Source organism: Pseudomonas sp. DG56-2 (genome assembly GCF_004803755.1).
GTDB lineage: Bacteria > Pseudomonadota > Gammaproteobacteria > Pseudomonadales > Pseudomonadaceae > Aquipseudomonas > Aquipseudomonas auratipiscis.
The window spans coordinates 5,771,925-5,788,506 of sequence record NZ_CP032311.1 but is presented as its reverse complement, the minus strand read 5'-3'; the positions used below and the strand labels follow the sequence as shown (position 1 = coordinate 5,788,506).

Below are 16,582 nucleotides of genomic sequence, written 5' to 3'. Positions count from 1 at the left end.
CCCCTTCCATTCGCATCAGTGGCTGTGCTCGGCGGACGCTTTACCAAGCTCGGACTTGAGTGTGAAGCTGCCACTTGCTGCTACTTGGGCACCGGGCGCGAGGCCCTCGATGATCTCCACAAAGCCGTCATCACGACGACCCAGTTTCACTGCCAGGGTGTCGAAACCTTCTGATGTACGGGCAAACACAGAAGGTTTTTCCTCCACGGTTTGCACTGCAGATTCCGGAACGGCGACCGCTGCGCGCGTGGTCTGCATCGTGACGGCAATGTTCACGAACAAGCCCGGGCGCCAGGCTCCGTTTGGATTGGTCAACGTCACACGCACGGTGGCAGCGCGATTCTGTTCGCCGAGCAAACTGCCGACGTAGCCAATCCTGCCATCGACCTGAGCATTCATATCGGGTGAAGAGACCCTGACTTCGCGTCCAGTCACGACCTTGCTCAGCTCGCCAGGAGGAACGGCAAAGGTGGCCCAGACCTGGCTCAGGTCGGACAGAATGAAGGCGTTGGTGGCTTCGCTGACCACTTCACCAATAGCCAGGTGCTTTTCAACGACAACAGCGTCGAAGGGCGCGCGTAGCTCGTAGCGGTTGCCACCTGCAGAACTGACTGAGGCGCCGATGGCCGCCACTTTCTGTCGCGCATTGGCCAGGGAAATTTCCGCTTCCTGCATCGCTTGGCGTGCTTGCAGGTAGTCTTGCTCGGCGGAGATCTTGTCCTGCCAAAGTTGTTTCTCGCGCTCGAAGGTCAGGCGTGCCAGTTCCATTCGACGCTGTGCAGCTTGCTGTTCACTGCGCAGATCGGAAATCTGCTGGCTGGCAATCACTGCAAGCAGTTGACCTTTCTTGACCGACTCACCCAAATTGGCATGAACGCTTTCTACTACCCCTGGAACCCGCGGAACGATGTGTGCGGTGAGGTCTTCATTGAAGCGAATTTCGCCAGGAAAGCTGGCAATCATACCCAGCTCCCTGGGCGCGGCAACGACCAGTTCGATCCCGGCAGTCTTGATCTGCTCGACACTGAGCGTCAGCTTGCCTTCCTCGTCATGCCCAGCTTCTCGATGAGCATCTTCATCGCCATGCTGGTCTGCGCTTGGCAAGGCTTTTGGGTCATGATCATGACCATCTTCCTCGCCGTGTTCGGCACTGCCGGGGGCCTGCTGCTTGGCGTTGGAATCCCAGGCTAGGCTGCCAAACCCCAGGGCTGCCACCACGGCAACGGCAAGGGCGATCTTGCGTTTCGTATCCATTGTTACTCCTGCTGATCGTAGGCATGGATGCGGTCAGGCGCGCATGCCGAAGAAAATCTCTGGTCTGCTCAGCGACTGCCGGCAAAAGATTCGAGGTCGCCGAAAACCCTTTCCACTTGAGCACGAGCGTTGGTTGCAGCTTCCAGGGAGCCGAGGTACTGGCTGCGAGCGGCGATCAACGTGCGCTGGGCGTCCAGTACTTCGATAAAGCCGAATTTGCCCATCTCGAATCCGCGGGTTGCGGTGTCGACTGCTTGCTGGGCCGAGGGCAGGATGCTCTTGTCGTAGGACTCAACCTCCTGCATGGCGGTGGTCCATTGGTTAAGCGCTGTCTGGGTTTCGCTGCGCAGCCTCAACTCCACAGCGTTTCGTTGGTCGCGGGCCTGATCGGCGCGTCGCGCAGCAGAAAGAATGTTGCCTTGGTTACGATCGAACAGCGGTAGGGGCATCGACAGTCCGACGACGTTGACCTGCTCGCGAACGGAGCGGTCATATTGGCTACCCACGCTCACCGTCAAATTTGGGATGCGCTGGGCCTTTTCCGAACCCAGCGAGGCGTCGCTTTGGTCGATCTGTGCAAGTGCTTGGCGCATCTCGGCGGTTTGCTCAAGCGTGCTCAACAACGTTGCCGAGCGTGGTGGCATACCCGGGGACAAGGAGGGAGCGTCGAGCCGGTCGAATGCGGTAACGGCACTGCCGGTCACTTGGGCCAACTGTTGATAGGCATTGGCTTTATCCGTTTGCGCACGGCGCAGTTGCAGTTTGGCTTCCGCCAGTTGCACCTGGGCCCGAGTCGCCTCTACCGGTGACGATTTCCCAGCCCGGACGCGACCGTCGACAATGCGCAATCCACGTTCTGTAAGCGCTAGCGACTGATTGGCCAACTCGACACCGGCTTGCGCACGCAGGGCGGCGTAGAACGCTTGCACGACGTCTGCTCGCAGGCTGTTCACACTGCGTTCCAATGCCATCTGAGCGATGCTCTGGCCAACCGTCGCCACTTCGATTCGGGCAGACCGCTTGCCGCCCAGTTCCAGCGGTTGGGCGAGGGTGACGGTAGTGGTGCTGGAGTCTCGATCGGTGTCCTCGATCTCGTATGAAAGCTCGGGGTTGGGGATAAGTCCTGCTTGCTGGCGAGCGCCTTGGGCGATGCCGATTTCCTGACGTGCTGCTGCCAGATCCGGGTTTGCCTCCATGGCAGTGGACAGTGCCTCGGACAGGCTGATGCTTTGCTGCGCGAATGCTGCGGGGGCGATAGTCCCCGCTACGAGTGCGCAGAGCGCGGCGCACTTCCAGGAAACAGGGATCTTGAACAAGGCATTTCGGCTGTACCAGGGCACTAGTAGGGTCCTCGAGCGCAAACTTTCGAGAGCTTGGCGAGAACGCCGGGACAGCAGCCAAGCCCAACGGATAGGTGTTGGCACTCTAATAAGCGCTGGCTATCACAGGGGTGGCTGCAAAATTACAATTCTGTAATCAATGGCGGCGCCATTAAGTGACAAAATTGTAATTCTCTTATCACGCTCCCGTTATCTATCGGCTGCCACTTTTGTTTAGGCGCTGTGACAGGCGTGCGGCCGGACAGAAAAATTAATAACCGCGCCGAAAACATAATAAAAGCTGCCGTATCAGAGGAGCATTGAATGAGCCGAAAACTCTCGCTTTATTTCGCTGCGATGTCCGCGTTATCTGCAAGTTACGTTGTTTCAGCTCAAGCTGAAGAAAAGGCGGAAGGGTTCATTGAAGGCAGTAGCCTCACGGTACTGAACCGAAACTTCTATTTCAACCGTGATAACCGCGATGGCGCCGCCGCAACTTACAACAGCGGTAAGGGCGACACTAACGGCTACTCCGAAACATGGGCACATGCCATCATCACCCACTTCAACTCGGGTTTTACCCAAGGCACAATTGGCTTCGGTGTGGATGCCTTTGCAATGATCGGCTTGAAGCTCGATACGGGTGATGGCAGGAATGGTGGGCGCAGTTCGTTCGACGTTTTGCCCGTCGATCACGATGGTGAGGCGCGTGACGAGTACACCAAGATCGGTGGCGCAGCCAAAGTCCGCTTGCTCGACACCGTGGTCAAAGTAGGTGACGTTTTCCCTGCCAACCCGGTTGTCGCGGCGGGTGACTCACGCCTGCTGCCCGAAAGCTTTCGTGGTGTAACGGCTGAAAATACCAGTATTGAAGGCCTTACCCTGCAGGGCGGGCGTTTGCACTCGATGAGCCAGCCCGTTTCCAGTGACATGCGCGAAAATTTTGCGACGTTCTACGCAGGCGCAGTCAATTCGCCTTGGATTGCTTATGGCGGTGGAGACTATGAAATCAACGATAGGGTTACCGTCAGCCTGTTCAGCAGTCGCCTGAAGGATGTCTGGAATCAATATTATGCAGGCACCAGCCTTACCTATCCATTGAGCGATGACCTGGCACTGATCGGTGGCTTTAACTATTACAAAGCTGTTGATGAGGGCAAACAACTGCTAGGCGAGTTCAACAACAGCATCTGGAGTGGAAAGATTGGTGTTAGTTATGGCGGCCATACCCTGGCACTGTCACATCAGCAGAACAACGGTGATGACGACTTCGACTACCTGCGCCAGTCCGATTCTATATTCTTGGATAACTCGATTCAGTACAGCGACTTCAACTCGCCAAAAGAGCGCTCGTGGATGCTTCGCTATGACTTGAACATGGCCGCCTACGGGATTCCCGGTCTGTCATTCATGACCCGTTACGCCAAGGGCACCGATGCTGACTATTCGAACGCTAACCCGTTCTATATGCGCACTGACGACAACGGCAAGCCGCTGGCTGACCAAAAACGCTGGGAGCGCGACATCGAAGCTAAATACGTGGTTCAGACAGGCCCGGCGAAGGATCTTTCATTTAGGGTACGCCAAGCCAATACGCGCGCCACAGCCTTTGAGTCCGATCTGGATGAAGTACGGCTAATTGTCGAATATCCACTGTCGCTACTGTAAGTGCCGGTGAATAGGTTTCCTCAGGGGCCGATTCACTTCGGCTGTCCAAAAGTGGCAGTTCAATGTATTCACCCCTTGCTCCTTTGGTAAACGGTGAATGTTTGGCGCCTTTAATGGCGCCTTTTTTCGCAGCATCAAAACCGCAACGTATTTTTTCTCGGTATAAATTTGACTCATACCCTAGGAGATGTTGGGTACCTGCTTGAAAAGCGCTGACAGATAGTGCGGGTTTCTTACAGAACTGTTTGGAAACTGATATGAACCAATAGTGTTAGATTGATATACAGCTTCCTTCAATTGGATCCCGCAAGCCGTTAGTCGAGCAACTTTCAAGATCAACAGGAAAGTTGGTTGAAAACTGGCCTGGATCAATAGTTTTGCAGCGCGCTTGGCATAGGGTGAAAAGACCACTTAACTTTTCACGGATGAAAAGCGCTATGAAAACACTGGATCGAACACTCGACATTCAGCCCCTGCCGGGGGCAAACATCACTATTTATCTCAACGGCCAAGCGGTCGAAGTTGCTTTTGGCGAGACAGTGCTCACCGTTCTTAACGCCGTGGGCCTGCGTCAGGTTGCGCGTAACGACCATGCTCAGACGACAGGGGCCTTTTGTGGCATGGGTGTGTGTCACTGCTGCCTGGTTTCAATCAATGGCCGGCCCAAACGCCGTGCCTGTCAGACAGTCGTGCAGCCGGGTATGCGAGTAGAGACCCTGAGCAACCGCTTCAACGAAGAGGAAGCCCCATGAGCATACGACCTGTAATTGTCGGTGGTGGCTCGGCGGGTATGGCCGCTGCCATTGAGTTGGCCCGCCACGGGGTTGCCAGCACAGTGTTCGATGAAGCATCGCGGCCGGGCGGGGTGGTGTATCGCGGTCCGCTTCGTGACGGTGTCGATCCGGGCTATCTCGGGTCTCGCTATAGTAAGGCTCTGGCGGCCTTGCACAAAGAGTTCGCAAGCTGCGTCGAGCGTATTGATTTGCACTTGAACAACCGAATTGTAGGGGGGGATACGCAGCGTTTGATGGTCCTCGATGACAAGGAGCGCCTTAAGGAAGTGGACTACTCGCATTTGCTGCTGTCGGTCGGTTGCCATGAGCGCAATGTACCGTTTCCTGGCTGGACCCTGCCCGGTGTCCAGCTTTTAGGCGGGTTGCAGCTGCAGATCAAGAGCGGGGTGGTCAAACCATCAGGTGTAACGTTGATTGCCGGGACTGGGCCATTGCTTCCGCTGGTGGCCTGTCAATTACATGCGGCGGGGGCAAAAGTTGCCGGGGTATATGAAGCCTGTGCCTTCGGCAAGATCGCCAAGGAAAGCCTGGCATTGCTGAACAAGCCGCAACTTTTCCTCAACGGCTTAAGCATGCTTGGCTATATGAAGCTCAACGGCATTCCGCTGTATTACGGCTGGGGCGTGGTCGAGGCAAAAGGCGAGGGCGAACTTGCTGAAGTCATTTTGGCGCCTTATGACAAAAACTGGCAGCCCGACCATTGCCGCGCTCAGCGCGAGCATGTGCAAACCCTTGCGGTTGGCTACGGTTTCATCCCGCGTACGCAGTTGAGTCAGCAGTTAGGGCTGGAGCATTGCTTCCATGACGATGGCTACCTGCATGCGCGTAGCAACGGATGGCAGCAAAGCAGCCAGCCGCACATTCATCTGGCGGGTGACATGGCTGGCATTCGTGGCGGCGAGGCGGCCATGCTCACCGGGCGCATTGCCGCGGTGTCGATATTGCTCCAGCGCGGCGTACTCAATGCCGAGCAAGCCATTGAGCTGCGCGAGCAGTATCTCGGCCAGTTGGCAGCAATCAAACGCTTTCGCGCTGGTGTCGAGCGCTACACCGAGCGGGGAGCGCGGCAACTTGATCTGCCGCAGGCCGATACGGTGATCTGTCGCTGCGAACATGTGCACCGCAGTGACATCGACCTGGCCTTGGAGCAGGGGGTGCAAGACATGGCCGGATTGAAAATGCGCACCCGGGTGAGCATGGGCGATTGCCAGGGTCGCATGTGCGTTGGTTATTGCAGTGATCGCTTGCGCGAAGCGACCGGTCGCGCCGATGTGGGCTGGCTGCGCCCGCGATTTCCCATAGACCCGATTCCGTTCTCGGCATTTCAGAAATCTGGCGCAAAGGTGTGAACATGAACAGAATCTATGACGTGGTGATCGCTGGCGGTGGTGTCATTGGTGCTTCCTGCGCGTATCAATTGTCCAAACGCAAAAACCTCAGAATCGCTCTGATCGATGCCAAGCGCCCTGGCAATGCTACACGCGCTTCAGCTGGCGGGCTGTGGGCCATAGGTGAGTCGGTTGGGCTCGGCTGCGGGGTTATTTTCTTTCGCATGATGTCAACGCAGCGCAAGCGCGAGGCTCAAGGGGCTGCCGTTGTGGTGGATGCCAACACCCCGCACATCTTGCCGCAGTCGTTCTTCGACTTTGCCTTACAGTCGAATGCACTTTATCCACAGCTGCATCGTGAGCTGATCGATCGTCACGGTATGGACTTCAAGTTTGAGCGCACGGGCCTCAAGTATGTGATCTACGACGATGAAGACCAGCTATACGCCGAGCACATCGTTGCGCAGATTCCGCACCTGACTGAGCAGGTGCGCTGGCTCGATCAAAACACGTTACGCCAGGCGGAGCCAGCTGTCAGTCATCAGGCACGTGGGGCCCTGGAGTTTCTTTGCGATCATCAGGTCAGTCCGTTCCGCTTGGCCGACGCCTATGTGGAAGCGGCACGACAGAATGGCGTAGACCTGTTCCACAACACCAATGTGACGGGTGTGTTGCATCAGGGGTCGCGGATCAGTGCCGTACAAACCGCCGAAGAAGGTACGTTTCACTGCCAGACCCTGATCAATGCCGCTGGCGCCTGGGCGGCCGATCTCAGCGAACAGGCCTGCGGTCTGCGCATTCCAGTCAGTCCGGTGAAAGGCCAGATTATCCTTACTGAGCGCCTGCCCAAACTGTTGCACGGCTGCCTCACCACCAGTGACTGCTACATGGCTCAGAAGGATAACGGCGAAATTCTGATTGGCAGCACGACTGAAGATAAAGGCTTCGACGTGAGTAACACCTTGCCGGAAATCAGTGGCCTGGTGCAGGGCGCGATTCGCTGTATTCCTGAACTGGCGCAGATCAACCTGAAGCGAGCCTGGGCGGGATTGCGCCCAGGTTCGCCGGACGAACTACCGATACTGGGTCCGGTTCCGGAGGTTTCCGGTTATTTGAATGCCTGTGGACACTTTCGCACTGGCATTCTCACGTCGGCCATTACCGGGGTGATGATCGATAAGGTTATGCATGGAGAAACCTCGCCTGTGGATATCACCCCATTCCTGGCTGAACGCTTCTTTAAATCGCCTGTGGATAACAGTCCTTCGTTGGGATAACTACCGGATGACCGGCTTAAGGGCCGGTCATTTGTGCGATCAGTTCCAGGCAGTGCCTGACCTGCGCAGAGTTATCCCCAACCCGTCGGCTAAGGATAATGGGAGAAACCGCCGCGGTCTCACTCAAGGGGGCGAATACGATATCGTCGCGTTGCTGGCGTTGTACCGAGCCTGGTACCAATGTTATCCCCAGGCCCGCTGCCACCAGCCCCAGCGCGGTCTGCAATTCGTTGGTCCACTGGATAACCTGCACGCTCAGGCCCTGGCTGGAAAACAACCCCATGATGTGGTCTGCATAACTCGGACGGGGCGTTGCGGGATAAAGGACAAACGGTTCAAAGGCCAGGCGAACAAGGTCAATGGGTTGGCCTATCAGCGGATGGCCGCAGGGCAGCGCGACAACCAGTGGGTCTTCGCGCAGCACTTGCTGCTCGATAGCGGGGTCGTTGATGTGGATGCGTCCGAAGCCGACGTCGATACGCCCAGCTTTCAGGGATTCGACCTGCTGCAAGGTAATCATCTCCTGCAAGCCCAGCTCCAGAGCGTCATTGCGTCGTAACTGCCGAATAAGATCGGGCAGTAGGTCGTAGAGCGTCGACGGTGCAAATCCGATTCGTAGCCATTGGCGTTCGCTATTGGCGATGCGCCGGGTCCCTTCACACATCTGCTCAAGTTGCTCGAGCAGCATCGCACTTTGTTCATAGAAATAGCGTCCAGCCTCCGTCAGACGCAGGGGCCGGCTGCGTTCCAGCAATTCGACGCCGAGGGTTTCCTCCAACTGGCGAATTTGCCGGCTCAGCGGCGGCTGTGCAATATGCAACTGCTCGGCTGCGCGGGTGAAGTTCAAGGTTTGCCCAAGCACCCGGAAGTAACGTAGATGGCGCAGCTCCATGATACCTCCTGGGTATTGTATGTACTCAACAGATATTGGACTGCCTGTCGGTGCTGGCGCAAGCTCATCCTCTGTGGATAACCAGACCCTGTGGATATCGTCCAGAACAAGAAGAGGGCAGCCCATGAGCAGCCACCTGTTGAGCGAGCGCAGCAGTGTATTCCAGCGCGCCGACCCGTATGCCGTGTCCGAGTACGTCAACCAGCATGTGGGTGGCCATCGCCTGCGCTTGCCGCGAACCGGCGATCTGCAGGCGAGTATCAACCATCGCAAATTCGCCAGCCTCGATCTGTGCCGTCTGAGCTATGGCGGTAAAGCGCGGATTACTTCACCGGCGCTGGGTACCCTGTATCACCTGCAGATTCTGCTTAAAGGGCATTGTCAGTCCAGTTGTCGCGGCAATGAGCATCACTATGTGCCCGGGGAGCTGATGCTGATCAACCCAGACGATCCGGTGGATCTGACTTACTCGGCCGACTGCGAAAAATTCATACTCAAATTGCCGGTCGGTCTGCTCGAGCAGGCTTGTGTAGACCAGCGCTGGCAGGTGCCCGAAGGAGGCATTCGCTTTACCAGCGCTCGTCATGTGACGGGGGAGCTGGAAGGGTTTATCGGCCTACTTGGGCTGATTTGCGAAGAGGCGGAGTCTTCCCAGTCATTGGCTCAAGTGCAGGAGCACTACGGGCGTATTGTCGCCAGCAAATTGCTCAGCTTGCTGGGCAACAACGTCCAGCGTAGCGAGCCCGCGCAGCACGCCCATTCATTCGAGCAACTGGCAGCCTATATCGATGCGCACCTGCACACGGACATCAACATTGCACAGCTGATGAACGTTGCACGAGTGAGCGAGCGTACCCTGTATTCACTGTTCGAACGCCATGCGGGGTTATCACCTAGAGGGTACATTCGCCAGCGCAAACTCGAGCGCATACACGGGGCACTTCAAGACCCGACCAGCACCGTGCGCAACGTCACCGAAATTGCCTTGGACTATGGCTTTCTGCATCTGGGGCGTTTCGCCGAAAGCTACCGCCAGCGCTTTGGTGAGCTGCCCTCAGTCACGTTCAAACGTCATCGCTGACCCCTGATCGGTCATTGCGCAAAGTGGATATCGATTCGCAGTAAACGGCTATTGGCCCTTTTGTCCTGCTCCTAACCTGAGGCTGCGAAGGCTGCTTGGCAGATTCGCCCAAGGGTTTCGATAACAACAACAAAAGAGACACGCCTCATGCGAACGATCGATATCAATAGCCTGATCGATCAGGCGAAGTTCAATGTCTTCCACTGGCGTGTACTGTTCTGGTGCGCGCTGATCATAATCTTCGACGGTTACGACCTGGTCATTTATGGCGTGGTGTTGCCGGCGTTGATGCAGGAGTGGGGCATGACCCCGCTTCAGGCAGGCGCCCTGGGCAGCTACGCCTTGTTTGGCATGATGTTCGGCGCACTGATATTTGGCCCATTGTCCGATCGCATTGGTCGTAAAAAGGCCATCATGATCTGTGTGATTCTGTTCAGCGGCTTCACCGTGCTCAACGGCTTTGCCCGCAATCCAACAGAGTTTGGTGTCTGTCGCTTCCTCGCCGGTTTGGGCATTGGTGGCGTGATGCCCAACGTGGTTGCGCTGATGAACGAATACGCGCCAAAGCGTAGGCGCAGCACGCTGGTCGCCATCATGTTCAGTGGCTATTCGGTGGGCGGCATGCTCTCGGCCGGCCTAGGCATTGTGTTGTTGCCGGCGTTCGGTTGGCAGTCGGTGTTTCATGTGGCAATCATTCCACTGCTGCTGTTGCCATTGATTCTGCGTTTCTTGCCTGAGTCGCTGGGCTTTCTGGTTCGCCAGGGCCGTACCGAGCAGGCCAGCCAGTTATTGCAACGGGTTGAACCGAGTTACCAGCCCCAGAGCGGTGATCGTCTGGAGGTTGTCACCGGCACGCAAGCGGGTGGCTCAGTTTCACAATTGTTTCGAGAAGGCCGAGCGCTGAATACCTTGATGCTCTGGGTCGCATTTTTCTGCTGCCTGTTGATGGTCTACGCCCTCAATTCCTGGTTGCCAAAACTGATGAGCAACGCAGGTTACGGCCTTGGCTCAAGCCTGGCGTTCCTGTTGGTGCTCAACTTCGGGGCAATCTTTGGTGCCGTTGGCGGTGGCTGGATTGGTGACCGATTCAAGCTCGATCGGGTGTTGGTGGTGTTCTTTGCCATCGCGGCATTGTCGATCAGTCTGCTCGGCTTCAAGAGTCCAACCCCGGTGCTGTACCTGTTGATCGCTGTCGCCGGAGCGACAACCATCGGTACCCAGATCCTCGCGTATGCCTGTGTTGCCCAGTTCTATCCAATGGGTATTCGCTCCACCGGCTTGGGTTGGGCCTCGGGTATTGGTCGTAGCGGAGCCATTGTCGGCCCGTTGCTGGGCGGGCTGTTGCTGGGGATTCAGCTGCCGCTGGCGCTGAATTTCATGGCCTTTGCCATACCCGGAGCGGTAGCTGCAGTGGCGATGATGGTGTTTGCCAGTCGTGGCACCGCCAAGAGTGGCGCAGCGTTGCAATCGGCGACCTAGCTGATTGCCTACACGCACGCTGGGCCGCAGCGCTGACTGTGTTGGCGGCTGCGGGCCGGCGCTGGAAACGCCGCAGTTCTTGAATCACAAACAACAATAAGAAAGAGCACGCCAATCATGAACAACCTCCGTGGAATCGGGTTGCTGTCTTCATTCGCCCTGAGTTTTACCGCCCAAGCCGCTGAACCTGACTTCTTCAAGGACGCTACCGCTACCTTACAAGCCCGTAATTACTACTTCAGCCGCGACTTTTCCGACATCGTTGGTGCAAACAAACAGTCCAAGGCTGAGGAGTGGGGGCAAGGATTCATCTTCAACTTCAAGTCCGGCTACACCCCCGGCACCGTTGGCGTGGGCGTCGATGCCATTGGCTTGCTCGGGCTCAAGCTCGATAGCAGCCCGGATCGCACCGGTACCGGTCTTCTGCCGGTGCACGATGATGGCCGGGCTGCTGATGAATACAGTCGGGTGGGGGGAACACTGAAGCTGCGCTATTCGAAAACCGAGCTGAAAGTGGGTGAACTGCAGACCAATCTGCCGATCCTGCAGTACAACGATTCGCGCCTGCTGCCGCCTACCTACCAAGGCGCCAGCATCACTTCCGCCGAGATCAGTGGGCTGACGCTGCAAGCGGGACATTTGAGTTCGACCAGCCTGCGTAATGAATCGGGCGACGAGAAAATGATCGCCATGCTCGGACATCTGCCTCAGCGCCAGGCCGACAGCGATGCCTTCAACTTCGCGGGTGGCGACTACAGCTTCAACGCCAATCGCAGCACCTTGAGCCTTTGGTATGGCCGCCTGGAGGACATCTATCAGCAGGGCTTTGTCGGTCTCAAGCACAACCAACCCGTGGGCGACTGGGTGCTGGGTGCCAACCTGGGCTATTTCAGCGCCAAGGAGCAAGGGGAAAGCCGCATCGGAGATATCGATAACCAGGCGTTCTACTCGTTGCTGTCTGCCAAGCGCGGCGGTCATACCTTCAGCGTCGGCTACCAGGGGATTTTTGGCGAGAACGCGTTTCCGCGGGTGTTTCCGAACATTTCGCCGTTGGGCAACGAGGTGCCCACTTACGAGTTCTCGTATGCAGACGAACGCTCTTGGCAGGTGCGGTATGACTACGATTTCGTAGCCATGGGCGTACCGGGCCTGACGGCCACTGTGCGTTACCTCAAGGGCAACAACGTCGATACCGGATTGGGCTTCGAGGGCAAGGAGCACGAGCGTGACCTGGACCTGGGGTACGCGGTGCAGAGCGGGTTGTTGAAGGGCTTGGGAATCAGGGTGCGTAATGCAGTGGCGCGCTCCAATTACCGTTCGGATATTGACGAGAACCGGGTGATCCTTTCGTACACCTGGACGCTGTTGTAGGGTTTTCGCGGGGAAAGTCCGCTCCTGCCGAGTAGAAGAGGGGGCGGGCTTTGCGATGCGTTTGGAAACACACCGTCCATCCCTCGGTTGGTCGTGGGCCAGTGCTATCGCTTAGACTGCCAGGACAACTACAACGAGTGTCTTGGTATGGAAAGTCCCCTGCTCAGTGAGCGCAGCCGGGTTTTCGATCGTGCCGATCCTTATGCCGTGTCGACCTACGTCAATCAGCATGTTGGCGTGCACCACATCCGCCTGCCGCGCTACGGGCTGCCCGAGGCGTGTCTGAACCATCGTAAATTCGCCAGCCTCGATCTGTGCCGAATCAGCTATGGCGGCGAAGTGCGGGTGATGTCTGAAGCCTTGGAGAATGTGTTTCATCTGCAGATTTTGTTGCGTGGCCATTGCCTGTGGCGGCGCGGGCGTGCCGAACGCCAGCTCGGTCCCGGCGAGTTGTTGCTGATCAATCCGGACGAGCCGGTAGACCTTGCCTACTCGGCAGATTGCGAAAAATTTATCCTCAAGCTGCCAAACCGTTTACTCGAAAGCGTCTGCGACGAACAACGCTGGCAGCGTCCGAGCGAGGGCGTGCGTTTTATCCAGAGCCATTATCAGTTGCTGGCGCTGGAAGGTTTCGCTGGGTTGCTGGCAATGGTTTGTCACGAAGCCGAGGCCAGCGAGCCGCTGCTGCGAGTTCAGGAGCACTACAGCCAGATCGTCGCCAGCAAGATGCTGACCTTGATGCCGACCAACGTCAGCCGTGAGGCCCTGAATAACCAGGCAGTGACGTTCGACCGCATTGCCGGTTACATCGAAGGCAACCTCAAGCTCGATATGTGCAGTGAACAGCTGGCGCGCCAAGCGAGCATGAGCCTGCGTTCGTTGTATGCGCTGTTCGAGCGCAATGCGGGCACCACGCCAAAAATCTACATCCGCCAGAAGAAGCTCGAGCGCATCCACGCCTGCCTCTGCGATCCCAACTGCCCGGTGCGCAGCATTACCGAACTGGCCATGGACTACGGCTTTGTCCACCTTGGCCGCTTCTCGGAAAACTACAAGTCGCTGTTCGGCGAACTCCCCTCCGATACCCTCAAGCGTCGCTCCTGACACTTTGCAGAAAACGGATAAAGGTCTGCACAAAGCGGATATTTGCCGTCCCCCTCGCTGCTTAACCTGACATGGCCTGAACACAATAACAACGGAGGCCCCGGCCATGTCCCTGGGATTCGATTACCTTAATTCCCTGCTTGAAGAAGATCAGGAGAAGGGCGTCTTTCGCTGCAAGCGCGAGATGTTCACCGACCCCCGTCTGTTCGATCTTGAGATGAAACACATTTTCGAGGGCAACTGGCTGTACCTTGCCCACGAGAGCCAGATTCCTGAAAAGAACGACTTCCTTACCACCACCATGGGGCGCCAGCCGATCTTTATCGCGCGCAACAAGGAGGGTGTGCTCAATGCTTTCCTCAATGCCTGCAGCCACCGCGGTGCGATGCTGTGCCGCCACAAGAGCGGTAACCGCTCCTCTTACACATGCCCGTTCCACGGCTGGACGTTCAACAACTCCGGCAAGCTGCTCAAGGTCAAGGACCCGGTCGATGCCGGCTATCCTGCGAGCTTCAATTGCGAAGGCTCCCATGATCTCACCAAGGTTGCTCGTTTCGAGTCCTATCGGGGTTTCCTGTTTGGCAGCCTGAACCCGGATGTCGTGCCTCTGCAAGAGCATCTGGGCGAGTCGGCCAAAATCATCGACATGATCGTTGACCAGTCGCCGGAAGGCCTGGAAGTGCTGCGTGGATCCTCGTCGTACATCTACGAAGGCAACTGGAAGCTGACAGCCGAGAATGGCGCCGACGGCTACCACGTCAGTGCCGTGCACTGGAACTACGCTGCGACCCAGAACCAGCGCAAACAGCGCGAGGCTGGCGATGAAGTCAAAACCATGAGCGCCGGCGGCTGGGCCAAGAGCGGTGGTGGCTTCTACTCGTTCGAAAAAGGTCACCTCTTGCTCTGGACCCGCTGGGCCAACCCTGAGGACCGTCCGCTGTTCGAGCGCCGCGATGAGCTGGCGGCTGATTTTGGCCAGGCCCGCGCCAACTGGATGATCGAGAACTCGCGCAATTTGTGCCTGTACCCGAACGTTTACCTGATGGATCAGTTCAGTTCGCAGATTCGTATTGCCCGGCCAATTGCCGTGGACAAGACCGAGATCACTATCTACTGCATCGCGCCCAAGGGTGAGAGCGCCGAGGCACGGGCCCAGCGTATTCGCCAGTACGAGGATTTTTTCAACGTCAGTGGCATGGCCACTCCGGACGACCTGGAAGAGTTCCGTTCCTGCCAGATGGGTTACCAAGGTGGGCGTGGCTGGAACGATATGTCCCGTGGCGCAACGCATTGGGTTGACGGTGCCGATGCTGCTGCCCAGGAAATCGACCTGCACCCGCAGATGAGTGGCGTGCGCACCGAAGACGAAGGGCTGTTCGTGCTGCAACACAAGTACTGGCAGGAAACCATGCTCGAGGCGCTTGCCGCTGACCAGCAATTGATTCCAGTGGAGGCCGTGCAATGAGCATTTCCTTCGAGCAAGTGCGCGACTTCCTGTTTGAAGAAGCGCGCTACCTGGACGACAGCCAATGGGATAGCTGGTTGGAATGCTATGCCGCTGACGCCACCTTCTGGATGCCAGCCTGGGACGATAACGATCAACTGACCGAAGACCCGCAACGAGAAATTTCGCTGATCTGGTACGGCAACCGTGGTGGCCTGGAGGATCGTGTGTTCCGGATCAAGACCGAGCGCTCCAGTGCGACCATGCCCGACACTCGAACCTCGCACAACATCAGCAACATCGAACTGCTGGAACAGGGCGATGGCGTCTGCAAGGTGCGCTTCAACTGGCACACCCTGAGCTTTCGCTACAAGACAGTGGACAGTCACTTCGGCACCAGCTTCTACACCCTTGATGTGCGCGGCGATCGGCCGCTGATCAAGGCCAAGAAGGTAGTGCTCAAGAACGACTACGTGCGTCAGGTCATCGACGTTTACCACATCTGAATCCCGCTTTTTGCGAGGTGCGCCATGCACAAGATCGCCTTGAATTTCGAAGACGGGGTTACCCGTTTCATTGACGCCACTGCTGATGAGACGGTCGCCGACGCGGCCTACCGCCAGGGCATCAACATTCCCCTGGACTGCCGCGATGGCGCCTGCGGAACCTGTAAGTGCTTTGCCGAAGCCGGACGTTACGACTTGGGCCAGGAATACATCGAAGACGCGTTGAGCGAGGAAGAAGCCGCGCAGGGTTACGTTCTGACCTGCCAGATGCGCGCTGAGAGTGATTGTGTGGTGCGCATCCCGGCGTCGTCCCAGGTGTGCAAGACCGAGCAGTCCAACTATCAGGCGAGCATCAGCGCAGTACGCCAGCTTTCCGATAGCACCATTACCTTATCGATCAAGGGCGATGCTCTGAGCCGCCTGGCTTTCCTGCCAGGGCAGTACGTCAATCTTGGCGTGCCGGGGAGTGAACAGACGCGCGCTTATTCGTTCAGCTCGTTGCAAAAGGACGGCGAGGTCAGCTTCCTGATCCGCAACGTGCCGGGTGGACTGATGAGCAGCTTCCTTACCGGCCTGGCGAAAGCGGGCGACAGCATGACTCTGGCGGGGCCACTGGGTAGTTTCTATCTGCGTGAAATCCGTCGTCCGTTGCTGCTGTTGGCAGGGGGTACCGGGCTTGCACCGTTCACTGCGATGCTGGAAAAAATCGCCGAGCAAGGCAGCGAGTACCCCCTGCACCTGATCTACGGCGTGACCAATGATTTCGATCTGGTCGAGCTGGACCGCCTGCAGGCTCTGGCCGCTCGTATTCCTAACTTCAGCTTCAGTGCCTGTGTGGCCAACCCCGAGAGCCAGCACCCGCTCAAGGGCTATGTCACCCAGCACATCGAGCCACGTCATCTCAATGAAGGTGATGTCGATGTGTACCTGTGTGGTCCGCCGCCCATGGTTGAAGCGGTCAGTCAGTACATCCGCGAACAGGGCATTACGCCGGCGAACTTCTATTACGAAAAATTCGCTGCCGCGGCTGCCTGAACCCGTTTTATGGGGCCGGGCGCATCGTGC

14 protein-coding genes are annotated in these 16,582 nt (G+C 57.3%); 11 read left to right on the top strand and 3 right to left on the bottom strand.

What is annotated here, in order from left to right; genetic code table 11:
* Window positions 1–15: 15 nt before the first annotated feature.
* Together D3Z90_RS26570 and D3Z90_RS26565 are read right to left on the bottom strand one after the other, a co-directional pair.
* The gene (locus D3Z90_RS26570) at window positions 16–1,254 is read right to left on the bottom strand and encodes an efflux RND transporter periplasmic adaptor subunit (RefSeq protein WP_136478831.1); all 1,239 of its coding nucleotides are present in this window, start codon (window positions 1,252–1,254) and stop codon (window positions 16–18) included.
* 68 nt (window positions 1,255–1,322) lie between these two features.
* Window positions 1,323–2,594, bottom strand: coding sequence for a TolC family protein (locus D3Z90_RS26565; protein ID WP_136478830.1), 1,272 nt, complete (start codon window positions 2,592–2,594; stop codon window positions 1,323–1,325).
* A gap of 303 nt (window positions 2,595–2,897) precedes the next feature.
* Here D3Z90_RS26565 and D3Z90_RS26560 point away from each other — a divergent pair, with 303 nt between their 5' ends.
* From D3Z90_RS26560 to hcnC, 4 genes are all read left to right on the top strand, one after another.
* Complete coding sequence (locus tag D3Z90_RS26560) at window positions 2,898–4,241, top strand: OprD family porin (RefSeq protein ID WP_136478829.1); 1,344 nt, start codon at window positions 2,898–2,900, stop codon at window positions 4,239–4,241.
* A gap of 437 nt (window positions 4,242–4,678) precedes the next feature.
* Window positions 4,679–4,993: a cyanide-forming glycine dehydrogenase subunit HcnA gene (gene hcnA, locus D3Z90_RS26555; RefSeq protein ID WP_136478828.1), complete on the top strand. Its 315-nt coding sequence runs from the start codon at window positions 4,679–4,681 to the stop codon at window positions 4,991–4,993.
* Window positions 4,990–6,384 (top strand): cyanide-forming glycine dehydrogenase subunit HcnB, encoded by a 1,395-nt coding sequence (hcnB, locus tag D3Z90_RS26550; protein WP_136478827.1) that lies wholly within the window; start codon window positions 4,990–4,992, stop codon window positions 6,382–6,384. The genes hcnA and hcnB overlap by 4 nt, the downstream gene beginning before the upstream one ends.
* 2 nt (window positions 6,385–6,386) lie before the next feature.
* Window positions 6,387–7,640: a cyanide-forming glycine dehydrogenase subunit HcnC gene (gene hcnC, locus D3Z90_RS26545; protein WP_136478826.1), complete on the top strand. Its 1,254-nt coding sequence runs from the start codon at window positions 6,387–6,389 to the stop codon at window positions 7,638–7,640.
* 16 nt (window positions 7,641–7,656) lie between these two features.
* Here the strand turns inward: hcnC and D3Z90_RS26540 are convergent, their stop codons facing one another.
* Window positions 7,657–8,532 carry a LysR family transcriptional regulator gene (locus D3Z90_RS26540; RefSeq protein ID WP_136478825.1) on the bottom strand — a complete coding sequence of 292 codons (876 nt, stop codon included), beginning with the start codon at window positions 8,530–8,532 and terminating at the stop codon, window positions 7,657–7,659.
* A gap of 124 nt (window positions 8,533–8,656) precedes the next feature.
* Between D3Z90_RS26540 and D3Z90_RS26535 the strand changes: the two genes are divergently transcribed.
* The 7 genes from D3Z90_RS26535 to benC all read left to right on the top strand — a co-directional run bounded on the left by D3Z90_RS26535 (window position 8,657) and on the right by benC (window position 16,552).
* Window positions 8,657–9,613: an AraC family transcriptional regulator gene (locus D3Z90_RS26535; RefSeq protein WP_136478824.1), complete on the top strand. Its 957-nt coding sequence runs from the start codon at window positions 8,657–8,659 to the stop codon at window positions 9,611–9,613.
* 147 nt (window positions 9,614–9,760) lie between these two features.
* Window positions 9,761–11,092 carry an aromatic acid/H+ symport family MFS transporter gene (locus D3Z90_RS26530; RefSeq protein ID WP_136478823.1) on the top strand — a complete coding sequence of 444 codons (1,332 nt, stop codon included), beginning with the start codon at window positions 9,761–9,763 and terminating at the stop codon, window positions 11,090–11,092.
* Window positions 11,093–11,209: 117 nt separating this feature from the next.
* A complete protein-coding gene (locus D3Z90_RS26525) occupies window positions 11,210–12,463 on the top strand; it encodes an OprD family porin (RefSeq protein ID WP_136478822.1) in 1,254 nt (417 codons plus the stop codon).
* A gap of 147 nt (window positions 12,464–12,610) precedes the next feature.
* Entirely contained in the window at window positions 12,611–13,567 is a 957-nt protein-coding gene (locus D3Z90_RS26520) for an AraC family transcriptional regulator (RefSeq protein ID WP_136478821.1), read from the top strand.
* A gap of 106 nt (window positions 13,568–13,673) precedes the next feature.
* The gene (benA, locus tag D3Z90_RS26515; protein ID WP_136478820.1) at window positions 13,674–15,032 is read left to right on the top strand and encodes a benzoate 1,2-dioxygenase large subunit; all 1,359 of its coding nucleotides are present in this window, start codon (window positions 13,674–13,676) and stop codon (window positions 15,030–15,032) included.
* Window positions 15,029–15,517, top strand: a complete 489-nt coding sequence (gene benB, locus D3Z90_RS26510) for a benzoate 1,2-dioxygenase small subunit (protein WP_136478819.1) — start codon at window positions 15,029–15,031, stop codon at window positions 15,515–15,517. The genes benA and benB overlap by 4 nt, the downstream gene beginning before the upstream one ends.
* Before the next feature lie 24 nt (window positions 15,518–15,541).
* The gene (gene benC, locus D3Z90_RS26505) at window positions 15,542–16,552 is read left to right on the top strand and encodes a benzoate 1,2-dioxygenase electron transfer component BenC (protein WP_136478818.1); all 1,011 of its coding nucleotides are present in this window, start codon (window positions 15,542–15,544) and stop codon (window positions 16,550–16,552) included.
* The last annotated feature ends 30 nt before the right edge of the window (window positions 16,553–16,582 follow it).